At 43.1% G+C, this 20,760-nt stretch carries 19 protein-coding genes, 1 other RNA gene and 1 pseudogene; 16 read left to right on the top strand and 5 right to left on the bottom strand.

Annotated features, from left to right (window positions below):
* Positions 1-118: 118 nt before the first annotated feature.
* Both smpB and ssrA read left to right on the top strand, forming a co-directional pair.
* Positions 119-598, top strand: a complete 480-nt coding sequence (gene smpB / locus BN1546_RS10320) for an SsrA-binding protein SmpB (RefSeq protein WP_007428162.1) — start codon at positions 119-121, stop codon at positions 596-598.
* A 255-nt stretch (positions 599-853) separates the two neighbouring features.
* Positions 854-1,218, top strand: a transfer-messenger RNA (tmRNA) gene (gene ssrA, locus BN1546_RS10315).
* Between the two features lie 64 nt (positions 1,219-1,282).
* On the opposite strand, the gene BN1546_RS27840 is transcribed toward ssrA, so the two are convergent.
* The 4 genes and pseudogenes from BN1546_RS27840 to BN1546_RS10295 all read right to left on the bottom strand — a co-directional run bounded on the left by BN1546_RS27840 (position 1,283) and on the right by BN1546_RS10295 (position 4,839).
* Positions 1,283-1,669, bottom strand: a complete 387-nt coding sequence (locus tag BN1546_RS27840) for a hypothetical protein (RefSeq protein WP_058831118.1) — start codon at positions 1,667-1,669, stop codon at positions 1,283-1,285.
* 66 nt (positions 1,670-1,735) lie between these two features.
* Positions 1,736-2,521, bottom strand: a complete 786-nt coding sequence (locus tag BN1546_RS27835) for a recombinase family protein (protein ID WP_058831119.1) — start codon at positions 2,519-2,521, stop codon at positions 1,736-1,738.
* A gap of 830 nt (positions 2,522-3,351) precedes the next feature.
* Positions 3,352-3,676 (bottom strand): annotated as a pseudogene (locus BN1546_RS10300) (transposase); the annotation flags it as partial.
* A 158-nt stretch (positions 3,677-3,834) separates the two neighbouring features.
* The gene (locus BN1546_RS10295) at positions 3,835-4,839 is read right to left on the bottom strand and encodes a hypothetical protein (RefSeq protein WP_058831120.1); all 1,005 of its coding nucleotides are present in this window, start codon (positions 4,837-4,839) and stop codon (positions 3,835-3,837) included.
* 1,087 nt (positions 4,840-5,926) lie between these two features.
* Here BN1546_RS10295 and BN1546_RS10290 point away from each other — a divergent pair.
* From BN1546_RS10290 to BN1546_RS10255, 8 genes are all read left to right on the top strand, one after another.
* The gene (locus tag BN1546_RS10290) at positions 5,927-6,601 is read left to right on the top strand and encodes a hypothetical protein (protein WP_090737406.1); all 675 of its coding nucleotides are present in this window, start codon (positions 5,927-5,929) and stop codon (positions 6,599-6,601) included.
* Positions 6,598-8,013, top strand: a complete 1,416-nt coding sequence (locus BN1546_RS10285) for a contractile injection system protein, VgrG/Pvc8 family (protein WP_058831122.1) — start codon at positions 6,598-6,600, stop codon at positions 8,011-8,013. The genes BN1546_RS10290 and BN1546_RS10285 overlap by 4 nt, the downstream gene beginning before the upstream one ends.
* A 77-nt stretch (positions 8,014-8,090) precedes the next feature.
* Positions 8,091-9,341: a pentapeptide repeat-containing protein gene (locus BN1546_RS10280; RefSeq protein WP_058831123.1), complete on the top strand. Its 1,251-nt coding sequence runs from the start codon at positions 8,091-8,093 to the stop codon at positions 9,339-9,341.
* Positions 9,342-9,355: 14 nt separating this feature from the next.
* Entirely contained in the window at positions 9,356-9,877 is a 522-nt protein-coding gene (locus tag BN1546_RS10275) for a hypothetical protein (protein WP_025677133.1), read from the top strand.
* On the top strand, positions 9,878-10,294 hold the full coding sequence (locus BN1546_RS10270) for a DUF4280 domain-containing protein (RefSeq protein ID WP_058831124.1): 417 nt from the start codon (positions 9,878-9,880) through the stop codon (positions 10,292-10,294).
* A gap of 337 nt (positions 10,295-10,631) precedes the next feature.
* Positions 10,632-10,859 carry a DUF896 domain-containing protein gene (locus BN1546_RS10265; RefSeq protein ID WP_090737404.1) on the top strand — a complete coding sequence of 76 codons (228 nt, stop codon included), beginning with the start codon at positions 10,632-10,634 and terminating at the stop codon, positions 10,857-10,859.
* Positions 10,860-10,930: 71 nt separating this feature from the next.
* The gene (locus tag BN1546_RS10260; protein ID WP_013368890.1) at positions 10,931-11,329 is read left to right on the top strand and encodes a DoxX family protein; all 399 of its coding nucleotides are present in this window, start codon (positions 10,931-10,933) and stop codon (positions 11,327-11,329) included.
* A gap of 75 nt (positions 11,330-11,404) precedes the next feature.
* Positions 11,405-12,355 (top strand): ring-cleaving dioxygenase, encoded by a 951-nt coding sequence (locus tag BN1546_RS10255; RefSeq protein WP_090737401.1) that lies wholly within the window; start codon positions 11,405-11,407, stop codon positions 12,353-12,355.
* A gap of 221 nt (positions 12,356-12,576) precedes the next feature.
* Here BN1546_RS10255 and BN1546_RS10250 read toward each other — a convergent pair whose 3' ends face one another.
* Positions 12,577-13,728: a glycosyltransferase gene (locus tag BN1546_RS10250; protein ID WP_090737399.1), complete on the bottom strand. Its 1,152-nt coding sequence runs from the start codon at positions 13,726-13,728 to the stop codon at positions 12,577-12,579.
* A 316-nt stretch (positions 13,729-14,044) separates the two neighbouring features.
* Between BN1546_RS10250 and BN1546_RS10245 the strand changes: the two genes are divergently transcribed.
* The 6 genes from BN1546_RS10245 (at position 14,045) to BN1546_RS10220 (ending at position 20,756) form a co-directional block, all read left to right on the top strand.
* The gene (locus tag BN1546_RS10245) at positions 14,045-14,767 is read left to right on the top strand and encodes a GntR family transcriptional regulator (protein WP_058711433.1); all 723 of its coding nucleotides are present in this window, start codon (positions 14,045-14,047) and stop codon (positions 14,765-14,767) included.
* 291 nt (positions 14,768-15,058) lie between these two features.
* Entirely contained in the window at positions 15,059-17,443 is a 2,385-nt protein-coding gene (locus BN1546_RS10240; protein ID WP_090737398.1) for a phosphoketolase family protein, read from the top strand.
* A gap of 269 nt (positions 17,444-17,712) precedes the next feature.
* Positions 17,713-18,066, top strand: a complete 354-nt coding sequence (locus BN1546_RS10235) for an aldo-keto reductase family protein (protein ID WP_090737396.1) — start codon at positions 17,713-17,715, stop codon at positions 18,064-18,066.
* 178 nt (positions 18,067-18,244) lie between these two features.
* Entirely contained in the window at positions 18,245-18,904 is a 660-nt protein-coding gene (locus BN1546_RS10230; protein WP_090737394.1) for a PspA/IM30 family protein, read from the top strand.
* Between the two features lie 26 nt (positions 18,905-18,930).
* Entirely contained in the window at positions 18,931-19,965 is a 1,035-nt protein-coding gene (locus tag BN1546_RS10225; RefSeq protein ID WP_025677120.1) for a TFIIB-type zinc ribbon-containing protein, read from the top strand.
* Entirely contained in the window at positions 19,962-20,756 is a 795-nt protein-coding gene (locus tag BN1546_RS10220) for a TPM domain-containing protein (protein WP_040102383.1), read from the top strand. The genes BN1546_RS10225 and BN1546_RS10220 overlap by 4 nt, the downstream gene beginning before the upstream one ends.
* Positions 20,757-20,760 lie beyond the last annotated feature (4 nt).

The following is a 20,760-nucleotide window of genomic DNA, read 5'->3' as shown; positions in this document are numbered from 1 at the left end:
TAGAAGGCTTGACCTTTCTTGCTTTTACCCTCCGAAATTTGTTACAATATATTTCTAGGTAGCTCTTTGTAGCAGGAATTCTAGATTGAATCTAAGTTATTCATAAGGAGTGGTATTCATGGGTAAGAAGGCAGACGGGAAAGTGCTCGCCCAGAACAAAAAAGCTTCCCATGACTATTTTATTGAAGACACCTACGAGGCGGGCATGGTGTTAACGGGAACAGAGATTAAGTCTCTGCGGAATGGTCGCTCTAATATAAGCGATGCTTTTGCTACGATCCGTAATGGCGAAATTCATATTCACAATATGCATATTAGCCCTTTTGAACAAGGTAATCGTAACAATCCGACTGATCCGACGCGTACGCGTAAGTTGCTGCTGCATAAAGAGCAGATTCGTAAGCTTATTGGTCTCTCGAAACAGGAAGGCTACACCATCGTGCCGCTCAAAATTTATGTTCGCAACGGTTATGCCAAACTGCTGCTTGGACTGGGTAGAGGTAAAAAGCAGTATGACAAGCGAGAAACAGCTGCCAAACGTGATGCACAGCGTGATATCCAACGTGCTCTGCGCGAGAAGCAAAAAATAGCGAGATAAGCAGTTTGCTTACTCTGTATGGTACAAATTACGTGGATAAGTTACTTGTTCCTGTAATGGTGCTATTTTATCGAGCTAGAATGGCTTCAATCCGTTTCGTTATGACATATAATATGTTATACTAACGAAGTAGTAAGTTTTCAAAGATCTTGGATTTAACTTGATTCGAGTGTTGGATCTTAGGATTCAGCTTTTGATATTATGCACTTATGCTCCGGTATTTCCGGATTTATCCGTGGAGCCCTTTTATAATAAGGGGGCGTTTATGGATTCGACGGGGATAGTTCGAGCATGGGTAGCGGGTAGTGGGGACGCGTCCACTTCATCAACGCTAAAGCCTATTAAACGGCAAACAACAAAACAACTACGCTTTCGCAGCTTAATAACCTGTGAGCGTGCTCCTCTCCTGTATCGCCCATGTGCCGGATGTAGGGGCTAACCTATAGTGGGATACGCTGCCACATCTCCGCCTGGGGTGTGCTGAAGAAGACAATCAGGCTGACCCAACGTATAGCCGGTTACGGGGCGATACTCGGGTGACATCAAAACTGTGACTACACCCGTAGAAGCTTATGTGTCGTTATCTTCGGACAGGGGTTCGACTCCCCTCGCCTCCATCGATCAAATCCACAACTTGTAGCTTAAAGATGACTTCTACGTGTTCTTGGTAGACGATCACTTTTTCTACATAGCTGCCGATGAACTTCTTGATCTCAGGAAGGTTCCGGCTGGTGATGTGGTCCTGAAAACCAGAAAGCAGTTGTCGCAGAGCTCCTCTGTGATGGCTGCTTTTTCTTTTACCTGTTGGGCTTTTAGGAGTTTGGTTTCCAGTTCAACCTTTTGTTCCTCCAACGCTCCTAACTTTTCGAGAATGGTAGGGTTATTCAAACCACTAGCCACTGCATTCACGATGTTCTCGATTTGGCGATCTACACCCTCTAAGCTCTTGGACAGGCGTTGTTGATCGGCTTTGACGCTCGTTTGCTTGGAATTCTGGTACTCATTAAGCTGTTTAGCCAGAACAGGGATGGCCTGATCGTTAAAAATCTTTTCCTGAAGCTGAGCCAGCACGTAGGCTTCAATGTAATCCCGATGCAGCTCAGGGTTTTTACATGCCTTTGTCCGATCACGGTTGCCTCAACGGTAAGTAACATATTTCAACTTGCTTCTGCCGCTATGCTTGGTATTGCCCATCATGGCATACTGAATACCTACGTTTTTCAAACATTCCCCGCAAACAATGAGTCCGCTAAGCAGGTACATTTCTTTTGCCTTGTAAGCGCCAGGTTGGCGCTTGTTTTGATTCATCTTATCCTGTGCCTTCTGAAAATCTTCCTTGGTTACAAGTTGTGGCATACCACCTTCGACACGAATTACATCTTCACTATTTTTATGCCGATTGCCATTACGCTTACCAGCCGCATCCTTGCTGTCGGTGAGGTTGAAAATGTAGGTGCCTGTGTACTTTTCATTGCGAAGAATGGTACCTAAGGTTCCTTTGCTGATCGGTTTCCCATAACGAGATGTGTAGCCTTGCTCCGTTAGTTCCCTAATGATTTGATTATAGCCGTGACCAGCGAGGAACATCGAAAAAACAGTTTCAACGATGCCGTGCTCCTCTTCATTAATGATGTATTTCCGTGTTACAGGGTCTACAGCGTAACCAATAGGAGGCAGACCACCTGTATGTTTGCATTGGTACGCGGTTTCTTTCATCCCCTTCATGACCTCACGGGCCAAGTTTTTGGAATAGTATTCAGCCATACCTTTCAGCAAAGATTCCAGTATGACACTTTCGGGGGAGCCATCTAGGTTTTCGGTGACGCTGTACAGTTGAATGCCATTTAATTTCAATTTGCGTTTGTATTTAGCGCTGTCATATTTGTCCCGGCTGAAACGATCCAACTTATGAACAATGAGCACATCAAATAATCCTTATTCACTATCAACAATCATTTGCTGGAACTGTGGAACTTCATCGAAATTGCTTCGCATCTAAAGGAAGAGTTCAATTGCTTGTTTGATGGCACTGATGTGTTTAACACTAAAGCTGAAAATCTAGTTAAGATGGTTAATGAGAAATCACCTTATGATGAAAATGATCCAGAGGTGGGTTGATGTATTCATTTCCAGAACTAGGATTGAACTTTTGGAGATCGGGAATTTTTAAAGAAGAAGATAAGCTTGAGGATTGGTTTATTGAACTTTCCCAAGAAGATCAGAAAGAAGAGTGCAGATTTCTATATTTCGAAACTGTAAGTATTTTTTCTAATTAAAATTTTCTAAGTAGTATTAAATCAAGATTAAACGGTACCGACGACCTCGCGTTGAATGATGCTTTCGTTGGTACCGTTGTTTTTTAGATTGAAAGGGATATTGAGTATAGTCAAACAAGCCTTCCACTTCCTGAATATCATGCGTGCTAATGAGTATAGATTGCTGCCGACCCTCCAAATAATCAATAATCCCGGCCACAATCGCCTCTCTGGAGAGGACATCAATACCTGCGAACGCTTATCCAGGATTATGAGTGGAGAACCTCACGTGCCAGACATAAAATCAGTAGCACACGCGCCTCCTGTCCGCGACTCAACCCGGCCATTTTCAACCCAACTCCACGTCCATATGATCAGCAAGCTTATACGCATCCTTCATATTCGTGTAGCGACATGAACTTGCTTGAATATTGGACAAGAACTTACTTGAATAACTTCTGCGTCAAGAACATACTTGAGTTTTTTTATTCTTCATTTACTAATCGTCGTATGATCTGGAACTTTATCCGTTAATCCCAGCTCAAGGAACCAGCGATAGGCTAGGTTCGTCTGAATTTCACGCTCGAGTTGCCGTTCTGAGCGAATGCCATAGAAATAACCGAGAAAGATCATTTTAAACAACACGGTAGGATTAATGGCAGGATGTCCGTTGTCCGCACAATACAGCGGGCCTACCTTCTCATGAATAACGGAGAAGTCTATTATATTTATCCACTTTACGAAGCAGATGATCTTGCGGTACCAGTTCTTCCAGAGAAACCAATTCAAAAGATTGTTGTTTGTCTCGATGAGGTCGCAACATATCAACACCGTCCGTTCTACATAGTTACCTATATTATACAACATTAACGCGGTGTCGTCTTAAATAAAATTAACATAAAAAAAGCTGTCGAGACTTTCTCAACAGCCTGGAAAGAGGACTTCTCTTTCTTCTTTTTAAAGAAATTATATTTATGATAGTTAAGGAGTCAAATCAACTTCTAATATTTGGAATACACCATTTTTTCCACCAAAGAAAATTTTATTATCAGAAATTTTAACTGTAGTTTTATTATCTATTTCATCCGGAACAACAATTGTTTTTCCAGTATAAACATTCATAGCAGTATTATTTTCAATTTTTAATATGTGGACTTTGCTGCCATCTCTGACTACTACATGATTACCTGGAAAAGATGTTACGGATCGAAGAGAGCTGACGACATTTTTTCCTGACACCAATCCATCTCCAATAATTGTCCCTTCTTGGTTGAACAAAATATATGAACCAGGAGTAGTTACGGCTATTAAATTACCGTCAGACAATCGGGCAACACTTGTTATGGCTGAAGTTTTATACCTTCCTGACTTCAAACCTTCACCTTCATTGTTGATTACAGACCAATTCCCGTGTGTCCCAACTAACAATATATTGCCATTATCCATTTCTTCGGCATCATAAATAACTGCGTTTGCACTCCACATCCCACTTCGAAAAGGAGTCATGTCAGGTTCAAAAATTTGGTAAGCTCCTCGTGAGCCTGCAAAAAGTATTTTCCCATTTTTTAGCTGCTTAATTTTATATACAGGTCCCCCCATATCCCATTTCCCAGTCTGAACTGTACTTCCTGACTCATCTTTGATTTCCCATTCACCATATTCTGATGAAGAAAGTGTACTTCCATCTGATAAGACAATTGTAGTGCCTGGTTCAATCAAAACTTCAGACTGAGAAGACCAAAACACTCGGCCATTTTCGTCGTAAGAATTGTACCAAGCACGAATATTCGACGTTCGACCCGTTGCAACTATACCTCCATCCTTTTTTAAGGCAGCAGAAGTGAGAGTAAACTTATACGTCGGCTTTTCTTCTACGGAAAACTTGCCGGCAATAATTCCATTTAATCCATATGCATTTGATGTTCCTGAAATAAAAGACATACCAAGGACCATCGAAACTAAAACAAATCCGATTTTCTTTTTCATGCTTAAAGCTCCTTATTATTAAATTGAGTTGGTGCTGACCAAACTTATCCGCTGTTGCTTGATGGGCACTAGCTGTTAATACAGTAATTTTATTCCTGTTATATGAATTTGTACAGGTATACAATACCATTTAAATTCTGTTTATCCATAACTTTTCAACGTCTTTTTTTCCTAAGCCGGCTCTTCAATAAAGTGTTCCTTACAGTCCGAAAATGATTCGCACCTGTTTTAATGATCGAACAGACGTCCTCACAGCTAGGACAAACCCTTTAATGTATGTGTTTTTTCCTCCCAGTTGATCCACCTCGATCGGCATCTCTGTTCATATCAGCCGGCGACTCTTCAATGAATCCAACCGTTTTTCTAGCGATTGGAGACACATCTCAGTTAATCAAGAACGTATCGAATGATTCGCTTTGTTTCGTCAGTAATTTTAGGATATGCCCAACCAATTTTGTGGTTCTAAATCAGGAAAAACTTAAAGAGACAGAGGACGGAAAAGAGTACATAAATAGTTCAATTGGGCTTATGAGCAAGATAAACACATTATTTTCATTTTACAATAATGCTCAAGCTTTATGCTCGGGTGCACTTAATTTGTTGAATTCAATTTCGTAAATAATTATGCCACCTCACCAAACAATCTCAACATTACTCGACGACGGATTGTGGATTTGCTGAGCCACGGTTCGCCTCCATTTAAAAACCCGCTCATAAAGCGGGTTTTTGCTTTTTAGTAGGTTCGATTGCGGACCAAGTGTAACTTTAACTTTACAAACCCCCATTATCCAAACCACTTGATAAAAATCATTTGTATTATGGTAGCTGCCTTTCCAAGTCATGATACCTGCTTTCATTCTGAGCAAGGATGGATTCAATTTGATCCATAGTCCGTTCCGATCAATCCTCTTATCCATATTGATTTCAGAAATATACATTGAAAATAACGCATGCTATGGTTCTTTCTGCAAACAAAATATCTATTCTGGCCGATACATACATAAGATGGGTTATTGTTAAATATGCCCTTTTTCTTTTATATTTTGAATTAAATACTCATCTTTTTTAAGAAGAAGGGACTAACCCTATGAACTATATGGACGAGCATATTTTAAGTCTTAAAAATAAGCTTAATTATAATGTTGCATCTAATAACGTAAATACGAGTCTTTCTCAAACTGTTATTTCCGAACAGGATCACTCCGTTTCTGAGAAAAATTTGGCGTTACGGTTAGGTGATGAGCTCATTCCGCTGGAGTTAAGGGTGATTTTGGACGGACAAGTGGAGGTTAGCGTGCCGAAATCCTTTAGCTTGATGCCGCTGGAGCAGGCCAAATTTAAGTATCCTTCGGAGTATCGTCCGGAGGTCATTTATACCTCGGAGGATGGAACGGTGAATATTACCTTTAATCGGACAGAATCCACTTTGGCAAATGAGGAGCTTCCTGAGTTTGTGGAGCAAATGGCGGACGTTTTGCGATCTGTACAACCAATCCGTAATTGGCTGGGCACTCAAGTGATCGTGAATCATTCTGGTCTGTCCATTGGGTTGATCCGTTTTATAGCTGCAGGTGTGGATAAGAATTTGTACAACGAAATCCTGCTGTTCACCCATGCAGGACAGGTGATGATGGGGACGTTTAACTGTATGGAATCGGACATGGAGGCATGGCTGCCTGTAGCGGAAAATACAGTACATTCGCTCCATGCAGTTTCATTTCCCTTACAATCTTCACTTGAGAAAGGAGCGGATTCGCTATGAATTTGGGCTACGATAATATCCAAATCCAGCCTTACGAGCTGGTTGAGCTGGAGCAGCTTACCCTCGCGAAGAAAATCAACGAGCATACTCGGCTCTATTTTACAGGAATCATCCCGGAAGAAATGCAGGACAGCTATGTGGAAACGACGGAAAAGAACACGATTATTGAGGTAAGCCAGCGCAATGAATCGGGTGAAAGTAAGCCGCTATTCAGCGGAATTGCGCTATCGGTCGAAGTGAAGGTTGTGCGGGATGTGTACTATCTGGAGGTAGAGGCCATCTCCCATACTTATCGGATGGATATCCAGCAACGCACCCGTTCTTTTCAATATACCAAAATGACAATTCCTCAGATGCTGGAGCAGATTGGTAAGGATTATGAGGGGTTGGATGTGATTGATGGAGCGACCGGTGGAGAGCCTATCGGACGGATTGCCATCCAGTATCAGGAGACGGATTGGGCTTTTTTAAGACGCATGGCTTCCCGCTATCATACGAGCCTGATGCCTGTGTCGCGTTTTGATAGTCCCAAATTTTATTTTGGCATTGAAGACAGCCCTGCACAGGCCGTACTGGATCATACCCGTTATACGGTACGCAAGCAGATGCTGCCTTTCCGCTACTTTCAGGAAAGTGAGCAGGCAAAGGTAAACGAAAATGACTTTATTTTTTATGAGGTGGAGACAGACGAGGTGCTGGATTTGGGCGCTCAGTTGACCTTTCAGGGACACAGTTTGTATGTCATTGAGGCTTATACGGAAATGAGACAGGGGCTGTTGCGGCATCAATATGTGCTTGCCTCGTACAAAGGCTTACGACAGAAAGGCTACTATCAGGAAAAGCTGGCGGGCGCTTCATTAGGCGGAGTAGTCGTGGATGTGCGTCAGGATCAGGTACGTATCCATCTGGATTGCGACGAGAAGCAGGCGGTCGATCAGGCGCATTGGTTCAATTATTCGACGGTATATAGCGGCGGGGGACATACAGGCTGGTACGTAATGCCGGAAAAAGGGGACCCGGTTTCACTTTATTTTCCGGGCAGCCGTGAAGAGGATGGGGTAGCAGGCAGTGCAGTCCGACGTGCAGACAGAGGGAGCGGACATAACAAGCTTTCCAATCCGCAGATGAAAATATGGCGAACACCTCATGGAAAAGAAATTCGTTTGGGACCGGATGAACTGGTCGTGACGGGTAAAGATGGTGCTATTTTTATCAAGCTGGACGACAAGGAAGGCATTCATATTGTGAGCAATAAACAGGTAAGTATCTCGGCGGGTGGTAATCTGAGCTTGTCGGCAGGGAAAACGATGAATTTGTCGGCAGGCAGCGAGCTGCGTATGGATTGCAATGGCAGTCATATTCAATTGAGTGGATCAGCGGACATGAAGGGCAGTGAAGTAAAGTCGAATTAGGCTATAGGGCAGCGGGTGAATGGCGTCAGCCTGAAGACATAAATTTATGAAGAGCTTTAGGTGGTGGTTGGGTACAAATGGAGAAGTCTATTGATGAGTTAGAACCGCAATGGCATGCCTTTTTGAATCAGGCGTGGCTTCTCATCCGCAGAGACTGGGCGCTGAAGTTCAAGGTGACGCAGGAGCAACGGGTTCAGGCTTGTGTCGAAGAGTTCCGGGGATATTGCCAGCACATTCGGCGAGAGCAGCTTCAAGGAAGAAAGGGAAGGATCGGTTATATCACGTACTCCATGCTACGTACCGCATGGCTGGAAGAACGGCCTGCTTATCTCGTAGAGGCTTCCGATGCTTTATGGATGCTTGATCCGCAGCCGATCCGATTGGAATGGGATACAAGCTGGGCATATTCCTACTGGACCGATTTGCAGCGACAATTGCGAAGGGAGGTAGAGAAGCAGCATGTTTCTCTAACGGAGCTTGAATGGGAGCAGGTTATGCTGGAGGCAGCGGTACACATTCATGCTCTCGTTGTGAATGTGGTGCGCTTGGCGATGAAACAGGCGGTGTGCTTACCGGAGTTTCAAGAGCTGGAGCGGGAAGAGACGTTCGAGATTCGTGTGGGTGAATTTTTGGATCATAGTGTGTCAGTATATCGAGAAGATCGCAGAGTCATGGAGGCAAATGATATCCGGTCATGGTTGGAGGAAAAAGAAGAACATGCGTACAGCTATCAGGCGTTGACCCAAGTTCAATTGTCAGATGGGGATTATAGTCTGTTGGATTTTCGTTATACAGCCTTTCGCCAAATCAGGATGGAACATAGTCGTCTGCATGGCTGTATCCTGGTAGGAACGGTGTGGCAGGAAAGTGAGTTAAATGGAATCGATTTGACATACAGCTTGCTTCATGGAGCCAATTTTAGCGGATGCTCGATGAAAGGGGCCATATTGGATGTCGTTATGGGTAACGCCGGATATGGATCAGATGCTTCATTGGATTGGGAGGCATTGGGTTTTGCTGGCGTAGATTTCACAGGGGCGAGCTTGCAGGGAGCCCGTTTTCATGATGCACAGTTACGAGGAGCCATTTTTCAAGAGGCGTTACTACAAAAAGCGTCCTTGGACGGGGCAGACCTCACGGATGCCTGCTTTGTTGGAGCAGATGCGACAGGTGCATCCTTTAAAGGGGCTTGTTTGATCGGAACCGATTTTACGGGTGCAAACGTACAAGGAGTCATTTTTACCGATGAGCAGCGTAGAGGAGCCATTGGTTTGGAGTGGTCTACACAGGTAAGGGATGATGCTAGCAAAAAGGAGTGGCTGCATTGAGATATTTTCGACTGATGATAGACGAGCGGGTAAAACATCGGGTGGAGCCTGCTGCGCTGTCTCCTTTGCAAGTAGAGAAAATCCTGACAGAAGCTGAGGGAGATCAACAGAAGGATGATCCTCTTTTTTTGGCTGTACATAGCGATCCACGAACAGTGTACCCGGATTTTCTGGAATTTCCCCTGCCGCTGGTGTCTGATCGGATGAAAGTATTATTGGAGAAATATATGCCGGGACTGAAATGGAAAGCGGCCATCCTTACCGATTTCCAGCAGGCCAGACAGGAGGTATACTGGGTGCTTCGTCCGCCGATGGTGGACTGTTTGTCCGCACAAACGGAATGGTATCCCAATGGTACGTTGAAGCGTTTGATACTGAGACAGGGGGAGATAGAGCCCCCTGTTTTTCGGATTGAGGGACTGATCGAACCTCATATCTATATCCATTTGGCTGTGGCAGAAAGCCTGCTGCGCCGATCTTTTACAGGCATTCGAGTGCAAAGAGTCGAGATGGAAGCACTAAGGAGGATGGGGTAAGTGGAAGAAGCCCAAGTGAACCCGGGAACGGGCGCAAAAAAAAGCTATGTCGTGGCAGGAGCGATCTTAAGTTGTAGTTATGGCACACAACCTACCCGTTTGAAAAGACCTTTTAGCCATGGTGTCTACGTAAAAAACAAAGCACAAATGAACATTGGAGATTACGTTCCAGGAGTGAACATTCAGTCTTTTGGAAATTGCTCCAGTCCTTTAAATCCGGCTGTACAGGCTAGTGAGATGGTGGACATCTATGGCGTGAAAAAAGCTCCGTGTGTTCCAGTTCTGACCATGCCGTGGCTGAATGGGAAAAGTGATGTGAAGATCGAGGGACAGCCGGCCTTGACACAAAACTGTACCCATCAGTGTCTGTATTGTGGTCATATCCAAATTGAAAATGATGGACAGGAGCTGGATTAAGAGTCTGTTTCAAAGCCGTTGGGTTTTGGATTCGGGACGTGTATACAGTTGAACTGAAGGGTGCTTCGCATTCGTACTAGATGGATATCCAGATGAAGAGACGATCTTATCAGGATATCCATTGACCTACGATGATCAGGTCACTGCGATGGTACAAAAATACCAGTATTACCAGCATGGAGATAGCATTGATATTAGGGGGAGAAGCAACTCAAGGATTCATTTTCTCCTCTCTTTAATAAAGTGTTGACAAGAACAATAAAATATTATATCTTTATATCAAGATAAATAAATTAAAGATAAAACAACAGCAAATTTTGAATAGGGAGGTATACACATGCTTGCGATTTTAGAAAGAATTAACCAGTTGGCAAAAAAAGCAAAAGAAGTTGGGTTAACTGAAATTGAAAAAACGGAACAAATGGATCTTCGCAAAGAATATCTTCAAATCTTTCGAGGCTCTATCAAAAGCATACTTTTGAATGCTACGATTTATGATCCGAATGGAGATGATGTTACTCCTGAAAAATTAAGAAAAGAACAGGCGCAAATCGTTAAGCCATGAATTTAATTTTGTCTAATATCTTAAATTAAAAAATCTTTAAACAATAAGTAATAACTATGGAGAGTGATTTTATGTTGGCGAGTGGATTGTTGTTGATACGTTTGGTGGTTGGATTGCTATTCGTGGGGCACGGGGCTCAGAAGCTTTTTGGCTGGTTTGGTGGCTATGGCCCAAAAGGTACCGGTGGTTGGATGGAATCAATCGGGATCAAGCCTGGGGTATTGATGGCTGTGGCCGCTGGATTGATGGAATTGCTGGGAGGGGCTCTATTTACTGTAGGACTGCTCACTCCACTGGCTGCACTGTTGATTACGATGGCGATGCTTGGAGCGATTGTCAAAGTGCATGGTCAAAACGGAATCTGGGCAACCGCTAATGGCTATGAATATCCACTGGTTCTTATTGCTGTCGTAATCGGGATTGCGTTGACAGGTGCAGGTTCATATTCCATTGATGCAATACTTCATTAATACATGAACTTAGATCATTAAAAATTGAACGATAATGAAAAATAAGGATTTCTACAATTAAAAGGAGGGTTTCATATGTCACTTCAAACGACAGGTATCCATCATATTACAGCTTTTGCTGGTAATCCGCAGGCAAATGTCGATTTCTATGCAAGTATTCTTGGACTTCGGTTAGTGAAGAAAACCATCAACTTCGATGCCCCTGAGGTTTACCACTTGTACTTTGGTAACGAGGCAGGAAGCCCCGGAACGATCATTACTTTTTTCCCTGCACCAGGAACTCCCAAAGGGCGCATCGGAGGTGGTCAGGTGGGCATAACCTCGTATGTGGTACCGCCAGGTTCGCTTGATTTTTGGCAGCATCGTTTGCAAAGCTTTGGTATTCAAGTTACGAAAACAAGCCGGTTTAATGAACAATATCTTCAATTCGAGGATAATGAGGGCCTACGTCTTGAGCTTGTTGAACGTGCAGAGGGAGCGAGCAGTACTTGGTCTTACGATGGCATTTCGGCTGATAACGCCATTAAAGGGTTCGGAGGCGCCGTACTATTTAGCGTCAATCCACAGAAAACGATGGATGCATTGGAGAGCATACTCGGATTTACGAAAATCTACGAAGACGCCGAATATGCTCGTTATCAATCTGCTGGAGAAATCGGCAACATTGTGGATGTTCCGCTCGTCAAAATGGGCTTAGGCTTCGGTGGAGCAGGCACGGTACATCACATTGCATGGCGCGCAAAAGATTTCGAGCAACATGAAGATTGGAGAAGCACAGTCCAACATTATGGCTATCAGCCGACACCAATTATCGACCGCCAATATTTTAATGCGATTTATTTCAGAGAGGCGGGCGGCATACTTTTTGAAATTGCTACAGATCCACCGGGATTTGCTAACGATGAGCCTGCTGAATCTTTGGGGCAGAAATTAATGCTGCCAGAGTGGTATGAACCACAGCGGGCTCAGATCGAGGCAAACCTGCATCCTATTGAAGTGAGAACATTAACAGATAAACAAAAGTAAACGAAATCAAACGAAATAGCTGCTGTTTTGCATCCAGATAAAGTCACATAAATCCACAATCTCATTCGATTGTGGATTTTTCATTCGATGAATTACCTCCTGAAAATGAAATCCTCCGCAATTAACCTATATTTATGATTTGACTAATCTAATATACGACATTATCTATCCAAGACAGAACCTGCTTCCAGATATGTGTCTCGTGTGCTACCGTCCTCTTTTTATTCCAACAGCTTTTCAGACTTTACCAGCATTTCTCGTAACACGTGGGCGACTCGGCTTTTCCGGTTCTCTGCTTTCTTTTTTATCACCCGTAATGATTGCTGGTATGCTGGGGTATTGTTGTGATAATAAAACTGCTTGGCAGCAATGCGTAGTGTCCTTCTCAACAACATAGCTGATGTTCGTGTTAACCTAGAACGGAGTCCCCTGCGTAGCACGCGCAGCGTATTTTTGTAGGTCTCAAAATCCTCGGATGGAGGAATTAGAGCGAATAAATTTAACGAGGAGTCATTGAACCCGTAAGTTTCATACATGATTCTCAGATTTTCCGTATTTAAAACGTTACCTCTAAGATGGGTTGGATGTTCCTGATGATATCCGACCACCTCTTTGATGCAATAAAAAGGGATTTTTAAGCGATGCAGTCTATAGCCCAAGTCCCAGTCTTCGAGTCCGTACAGCACAAACCGTTCATTGAAACCTCCAATACGAATCAAGTGGTTGCGTCTGATGGCTACACAACGAGTTACTAGCATCATCCAGGGAGCTACGTCCGTTGAGGCAAATTGTTTTTGAGTACTGGGCGGAACCCTGGTGGGGCTAACGACTTTAGACAATGCACCCGTTTGATGCAGGACATCATGAGGGGTGATGATCGGGATAATTTCATTCGCTGTTTCAAAGTCGGGATTCCATAAGCCTGATTGTGTAAGTATGCTCCGACAATGTTCTTTTTCTTCCACAGAAAAGTCAGGGTGATAATGGGTAAATGCATCGTCCCACGAGTGAGGAATGCCTGAAAGCACGGATTTGGGATACTTGCGGTGATAACGACTCACGGTTTTAATGAAATGAGGTAGCACCAAAAAGTCAGCGTCGCAGAAAATGATATATATCCCTTTTGCCTGGCGCAGTCCCAAATTTCGAACGGCAGATCGACCACGTTGTTCCGGGTGTGACACATAGATAAGAGGATAGGATGCTTTGAAGTCTTCAACCATTTCTTTCGTTCCATCTGTAGAGCCGTCATCAGCTACAATCACTTCGAATAGTTGCTTGGAATAGGTTTGCGCTTCAAATGAGGCGAGTGTGAGCAGCAGCTGCTGGGCTCGATTATAGGTTGGAATGATGACGCTGTAGCGGATAGCCAATGTGATCTCCCCCCACCACTTTTATTAGAACACGTTTGAACAAGATAAATAATAACAATGTATTCAAGGATTTTAGCCTGGTCTGGTCAAACACCCCTCAAGGTGCGAAACAGGCTTGGTCATATTGAGAATGTTAAGGTGGAGGTTCTGTATTTTTTGCTATTTTGCAGGTATTTTCAGTGGTGTGATGTATATGTCATGGCAGCATTACGCATAAGGATGTAAAGTAAAAGAGATACAAACAAACATGAGATGAAATGGACATGTTTATGGTAAACTATATGGAGTTATAGAAGACCTGAAAGAGGAGTACTATATGACACAATTTGTCTATAAGCAAATTATTGACGATCTTAAAATGAAAATTTTCGCTGGAAAGTTTGCAGATATGAGATTGCCAGATGAACGTAGTCTTAGTGAGACTTACCAGGTTAGTCGTAGTTCCATTAAACGCGCTCTGACTAAAATGGAGAGTGTCGGAATTATTTTCAAAAAACAAGGCTCCGGGACATTTATTAATCCCTTATACATAAGAAATGAATCTATCTTTAACTATGAAGGCTCTAATCTAGGAGTTACTGATAATTTTCAAATGCATGGCAAAAAGCCAAAAATCAAAGTATTGAGTTTCGAGGTCATTCCACCGACAGAAGAACTACAGCGCGATTTGTTCTTGGATACCCATGATTTTGTTTATAAAATCGTTCGCTTACGCCTGTTTGATGACGATCCCTTTATGATTGAAACGGGCTACATCCCCATTAAAATTGTCCAAGATTTAAATCAGACGATTATTGAGGGTTCCATTTTTAATTATTTGGAAGACTCGCGGAACCTGGCCGTCACCAAATCTTTTTTATCCATTTTTGCAGAACCGTCCCAAGAGAATGACCAAAAGCTACTAGAATTGAAAGAAAATGAACCGGTAGGCATTATGGAGGGGGTTTTCTTTTTAGATAACGGCACGCCATTTGAATTTTCACATATGCGGTTTCATTACAAATATTTGAAATTTAATACCTTTGTATCGGTACACTAACGAAAAGACTGGAGAATTCTCCGGTCTTTTTTTATGGTTTTGAAAAAGAATTAGAGTCTGCAAACCTTTCATTTATCACAAATTTTATTGGTTTATCTTTCTATATATTTTAATGTAAGAGCTTTTTTACTGTCTTTTTAATTTATATTTCATAGTATGTTCAAGATTTCACAAAATTGGACCGTATCACTTGTGAAAAAGGTTGAATTAATTTAGCGTAGCGTTATGATGTACATGTAGATGAAATTTCCGGAAATAAATTACAAACCAAATTACTAGGGAGTGGACACCATGGCCTTAACACCCGTGTTAGCAGAATACTCATCTCAAACATATTTGAAAAAACTTGATGCATACTGGCGTGCAACCAACTACATTTCAGTAGGTCAGCTTTATTTAAAAGACAATCCTTTGTTGAGAGAACCTTTGAAAGATTCGGATGTAAAGGTGAAGCCTATTGGACACTGGGGCACGATTCCAGGCCAAAACTTTATTTATGCTCATCTTAATCGTGTTATTAATAAATATGATTTGAACATGCTTTATATTGAAGGTCCTGGTCACGGCGGCCAGGTTATGGTTTCAAATTCATATCTTGATGGAAGCTACACTGAAATCTATCCACAAATCACTCAAGATATCCCAGGCATGAAGAAACTGTTCAAACAATTTTCGTTCCCTGGCGGTATTGCTTCGCATGCTGCTCCTGAAACACCTGGATCTATCCATGAAGGTGGAGAGCTGGGCTATTCCCTTTCTCATGGTGTAGGTGCTATTTTAGATAATCCGAATCTGATTTCGGCTGTTGTTATTGGGGATGGTGAAGCTGAAACGGGACCATTAGCCGCTTCGTGGTTCTCTAACAGATTTATCAATCCAATCACGGATGGCGCAGTGCTGCCAATCTTACACTTGAATGGCTTCAAAATTAGTAACCCAACGATTATATCTCGCCAATCGAAAGAAGAGTTAACTTCGTTCTTTAAAGGTTTGGGTTGGGAACCGTTTTTTGTTGAAGGTGAAGACCCTGATCACATGCATCCAGAAATGGCGAAAGTATTGGATACTGCCATCGAGAAGATCGAAGCTATCCAGAAGAATGCACGTGAAAATAATGACCTTACTCGTCCGGCGTGGCCAGTACTTATCTTCCGTTCACCTAAAGGCTGGACGGGTCCAAAGGAATGGGACGGAGTGCCGAATACAAATTCGTTCCGTGCCCATCAGGTTCCAATTCCGGTTGATCAAAAAAATATGCAGCACGCACCTGCCTTATTAGAATGGCTGAATAGCTATAGACCAGAGGAATTGTTCGACGAAAACGGTCGTTTAAAAGCTGAGATTGCTGAAATTCTGCCTACAGGCGATAAACGAATGGGAATGAACCCTGTTGCGAATGCGGGTAACCTTATTAAAGACCTGAAATTGCCAGATTTCCGTAACTATGCGCTGGATAACTCCACGCCTGGTAAAGTGATTGCGCAAGATATGTCGGTTTTGGGCAAATACGTTAAAGATGTGGTTGTATTAAATGAAGAGAATCGCAATTTCAGAATCTTCGGACCTGACGAAACGATGTCTAACCGCTTGGCTCCTGTTTTTGAAGTAACCAAACGCCAATGGATGGATCAAATTATTGAGCCTAATGATGAATTCTTGTCATCTTATGGTCGTGTCATTGATTCCCAATTGTCTGAACACCAAGCTGAAGGATTGCTGGAAGGTTATGTGTTAACAGGCCGTCATGGTTTCTTCGCAAGTTACGAAGCCTTCCTGCGTGTGGTTGACTCGATGATCACTCAACACTTCAAATGGCTGCGTAAAGCAACGGATCAAGGATGGCGTGCAGACATCCCATCATTGAATGTTGTAGCTACTTCAACGGTCTTCCAACAGGATCATAATGGGTATACACACCAAGATCCAGGTTTGTTAGGTCATTTGGCTGATAAGAAACCAGAATTTATTCGTGAGTATCTGCCAGCTGACGCCAACTCTCTGCTAGCTGTTTTTGACACCATTTTAAATGACCGTCAAAAGATCAATTTGGTTGTTTCGTCCAAACACCCACGCCCACAATGGTTTTCTGCTGATGAAGCGAAGGAATTGGTGGACAAAGGGTTAAAGATCATTGACTGGGCAAGTACAGATCAAGGTGGAGAGCCTGATATTGTTATCGCTTCTGCCGGTACAGAGCCAACGATTGAAAGCTTAGCTGCGATCTCTATCTTGCATAAAAAACTGCCTGATTTGAAGATTCGTTACATCAACGTAGTAGACTTACTGAAGCTGAGAAGCCAAAAGTTAGATCCTCGTGGATTATCTGACGCTGAGTTTGATCAATTTTTCACAAAGGACAAACCAGTCGTATTCGCTTTCCATGGTTACGAAGGTCTGATCAAAGATCTGTTCTTTGATCGTCACAACCATAACCTGCATGTACATGGTTACCGTGAAAATGGCGATATTACGACACCATTTGATATGCGTGTATTGAATCAAATGGACCGTTTTGATTTAGTGAAGGAAGCTGTTCTAAACTTACCTGACGCTGGAAAGTACGCGAATATTGCGGATGAAATGGATGCAATGGTTAAGAAGCATCATCAATTCATTCGCGAAGAAGGCATTGACTTGCCAGAGGTAGAGAACTGGGTATGGGAAGGCCTGAAATAAAAAAAGTACAGTACATTTCAGCTTTGTGTTGGACAACCAAGCAGTCTAGCATGAAGTGAAATATATGATTTGGTAGCAGAATAGAAGTGCCTGACCCCCTTGATTTCAACGGGGATCAGGCACTTTTTGATGTAGCACACAGAGAATTTAATAGGGAAGTCACGAGCAAGTGGGTAATAAGTATATGGGGAACTGAATGGTTCGCTGCATTTTGTCTGAATATTGAAGAGGTGTTATGGTATAAGAGAATAGGAGAGGAGGCTGTTAATATGAACCATCCAATTCCGGAGAAGGTATTGAATGATGGCACTAAGGTGCCTGTCATTGGGTTTGGAACTGCTGGATTGAAGGGGGCAGATGGAGTAACAGCGATAGCTAGCGCGATTGATGCAGGTTACCGTCTGATTGACACAGCTTTCAACTATGAAAATGAGGGTGCTGTCGGGAAAGCTGTCCGGCAGAGTTCTGTACTTCCTAAGGCCTCTTCTGTAAAACATCAGACGGAAAATCTGAATATTTTTGATTTTGAGTTGTCGCCTGAGGAAATAAACGTAATCTCGGCACTTAGCAGGGCAGATGGACGGCTATGGGGGCAGGACCCCAATTCCTATGAAGAGCTATGATCTACAAGAATGAATGAGAAGGGTTCAAAAATCTGTGGAAGGTTTTTGAACCCTTCGCTTTTAGTGATAACCGAAAGCATGCGATAGGGTCCATATATAGCTATGATGAATGATGAACATTTTTAATAGGATTTGATGTATGATATGGGGGAATGTAGTCCTTTCGAAGGAGGTCATCATGGGGATTTTGTCAAGGTTTAGGGATATTATGAAGATGAATATCAACGCCTTAATGGATAAGGCGAGTGATCCGGAGAAGACGATTGATGATTATATGCAAAATCTAAATAGTGATCTGGGCAAGGTGAAAGCGGAAACGGCTTCAGTGCTGGCTGATGAGAAAAGGGCGAAAAGAGCACTGGATGAATGTAGAACTGAGATCAAAAAGCTCCAGCATTATGCAAGTAAGTCTGTGGAAGCTGGCAATGAAGAGGAAGCTCGAAAGTTTTTGGAGCGTAAAGGTTTGCAGGCGGAGAAATTGGAATCGTTACAGACATCCTATGACTTAGCTTCGGCAAACGCCGTACATATGAAACAAATGCAGGAGAAATTGGTGTCCGATATAGGGCAACTGGAGTTGCGGCGTGCCGAACTTAAAGGGAAGCTGGCGATCGCCAAAGCACAGCAAACCTTGAATTCTATGGGTGACCATGATTCTGTTTTCGAGGCCTTGGAAGAAAAGGTGAACAGGGCATATGATGAAGCGATGGCGATAGCCGAGCTCCGAACAGGAGCGAAGGACGACCTGGATGCGTTATTCGCACAATATGAGAAGAGTACCAATCCAGAAGATGAGCTGGCTGCAATCAAGAAGAAAATCAATCCCAAAGAATCATAATAGTTTCTACATGAAGAGGTGAGCAGATGCCGGTTATCGAATACAAATGCCCCAACTGCGGCAGCGGCATGGTCTTTGACAGTGAGACAGGAATGTTATCTTGCCATAGCTGCGGAAGAGAGGACAACATCGATACGATTCCTGATCCTCTGACTAATCGTATTTTTTCAGAAGATGAAGCCCATGAGTATCATTGCAATAACTGTGGAGCAGTGATTATGACCGAAGTGGAGACGAGTGCAACGGTGTGCAGCTTTTGTGGTTCTGCCGTGGTGCTGGGTGATCGACTGACCGGAGAGCTAGCTCCGGCGCAGGTTATTCCTTTTTCGATCAGCAAGGAAGAAGCCATAGCTGCATTCAAAAAATGGTGCAAGAATGGCCGTCTGACACCGAACCGATTCATGATGGCCGACCGAATCAAGGGAATAACTGGTATGTATGTCCCCTTCTGGTTATATGAATTACATAATCATATTGAGGTTCAAGGTGAGGGTACCCAAGTGAGAACCTATACAAGCGGAGATTACGAATATACAGAAACGAAGCATTTTGATGTATATCGGAAAATCCGTTTAAATTATGTGAAGGTTCCGATTGATGCTGCGGAGAAAATGAATGACGAGCTGATGGATAAATTGGAGCCTTTTCCCTATGATCAGCTCAAGCCTTTTAAAACGCCATATCTAGCGGGTTATATTGCGGAAAAGTATAGTTATAACGAAGAAGAGCTTTTCCCGCGAGTAAAAGACAAAGTGAAGGAATATATTGATGCTTATATTCAGTCTACGGTGTCAGAGTATACGTCCGTGAGTTACACGGAAAAGCAAATTGATACTACATTAAAACAAGCGGATTATGTCCTGCTCCCGGTATGGGTCATACACTATGACTACAATCAATTGGAGCATACGTTTGCGATGAACGGTCAGACGGGCAAGGTAGTTGGTAAACCTCCGATTAGCAAGTTCAAAGTGACAGCTTGGTTTGCAGGCATTTTCGGCATAACTCTCTTTTCATTAAGGTTAATCACTTGGCTAATCATGGGAGGAGAATTCTATTGAAAAAATATAGAGCCATTGTGGCTGTTTTGTTGTTCTTTGCCGCCTTTCTAGCGGTTCCTATGGAAATGAAGGGCGAAGCAGCAACGACAGAAATGAAGCCATTGATTTTTGATGAGGCGGGGCTGCTTAATCAGGAAGAGTATGATGTGTTGAATACTATGGCTAACCAATACGGAGCCGAAAGAGAAACAGACATTATTGTTTATACGACCAACAACCCCGACAATATGGATGTTATGAAAATGACGCAGGATTTTTATGATGACCATGGCCCGGGGTATGACAGGTCCCATGGGAATGCAGTCATTTTAACGATGGATATGAGGAATAGAGAGGTTTATTTAGCTGGCTTTTACAAAGCAGAACGGTATCTGGATGACGACAGGCTTACTAAAATCCGGCATGAGATTACCCCGGATCTGACGAACGGTAACTATGGGCTTGCGTTTCAAAAGTATATTCTCGGCGCGCACAAATATTTGGCCATCCGCCCAGGCGTGAATCCGGACAGCATATTTTTCAAAGGCTGGCTTCATTTGGCGGTTGCGCTGGGATTGGCGTCTATTATTGTAGGTAAGATGGTTTCGAGTTCCGGCGGTCGGGTTACGGTAAATCGGCAGACCTACGAGGATGCAAGCACGTCAGGGGTTCTGGCACATCAAGATCTGTACACTCACACAACGACAACGAAGCGGAAGATTGAAAAGAGCAGTAGCAGCAGCTCATCAGGTGGAGGAGGCGGAACCACCAGCGGCGGTCATTCGCATAGCGGCAGCAGAGGATCATTTTAATGGA

This window comes from Paenibacillus sp. Mc5Re-14, assembly GCF_001049835.1.
Lineage (GTDB): Bacteria > Bacillota > Bacilli > Paenibacillales > Paenibacillaceae > Paenibacillus > Paenibacillus polymyxa_C.
The sequence above is the reverse complement of the archived record's forward strand: the minus strand, read 5'-3'. Positions and strand labels throughout refer to the sequence as shown.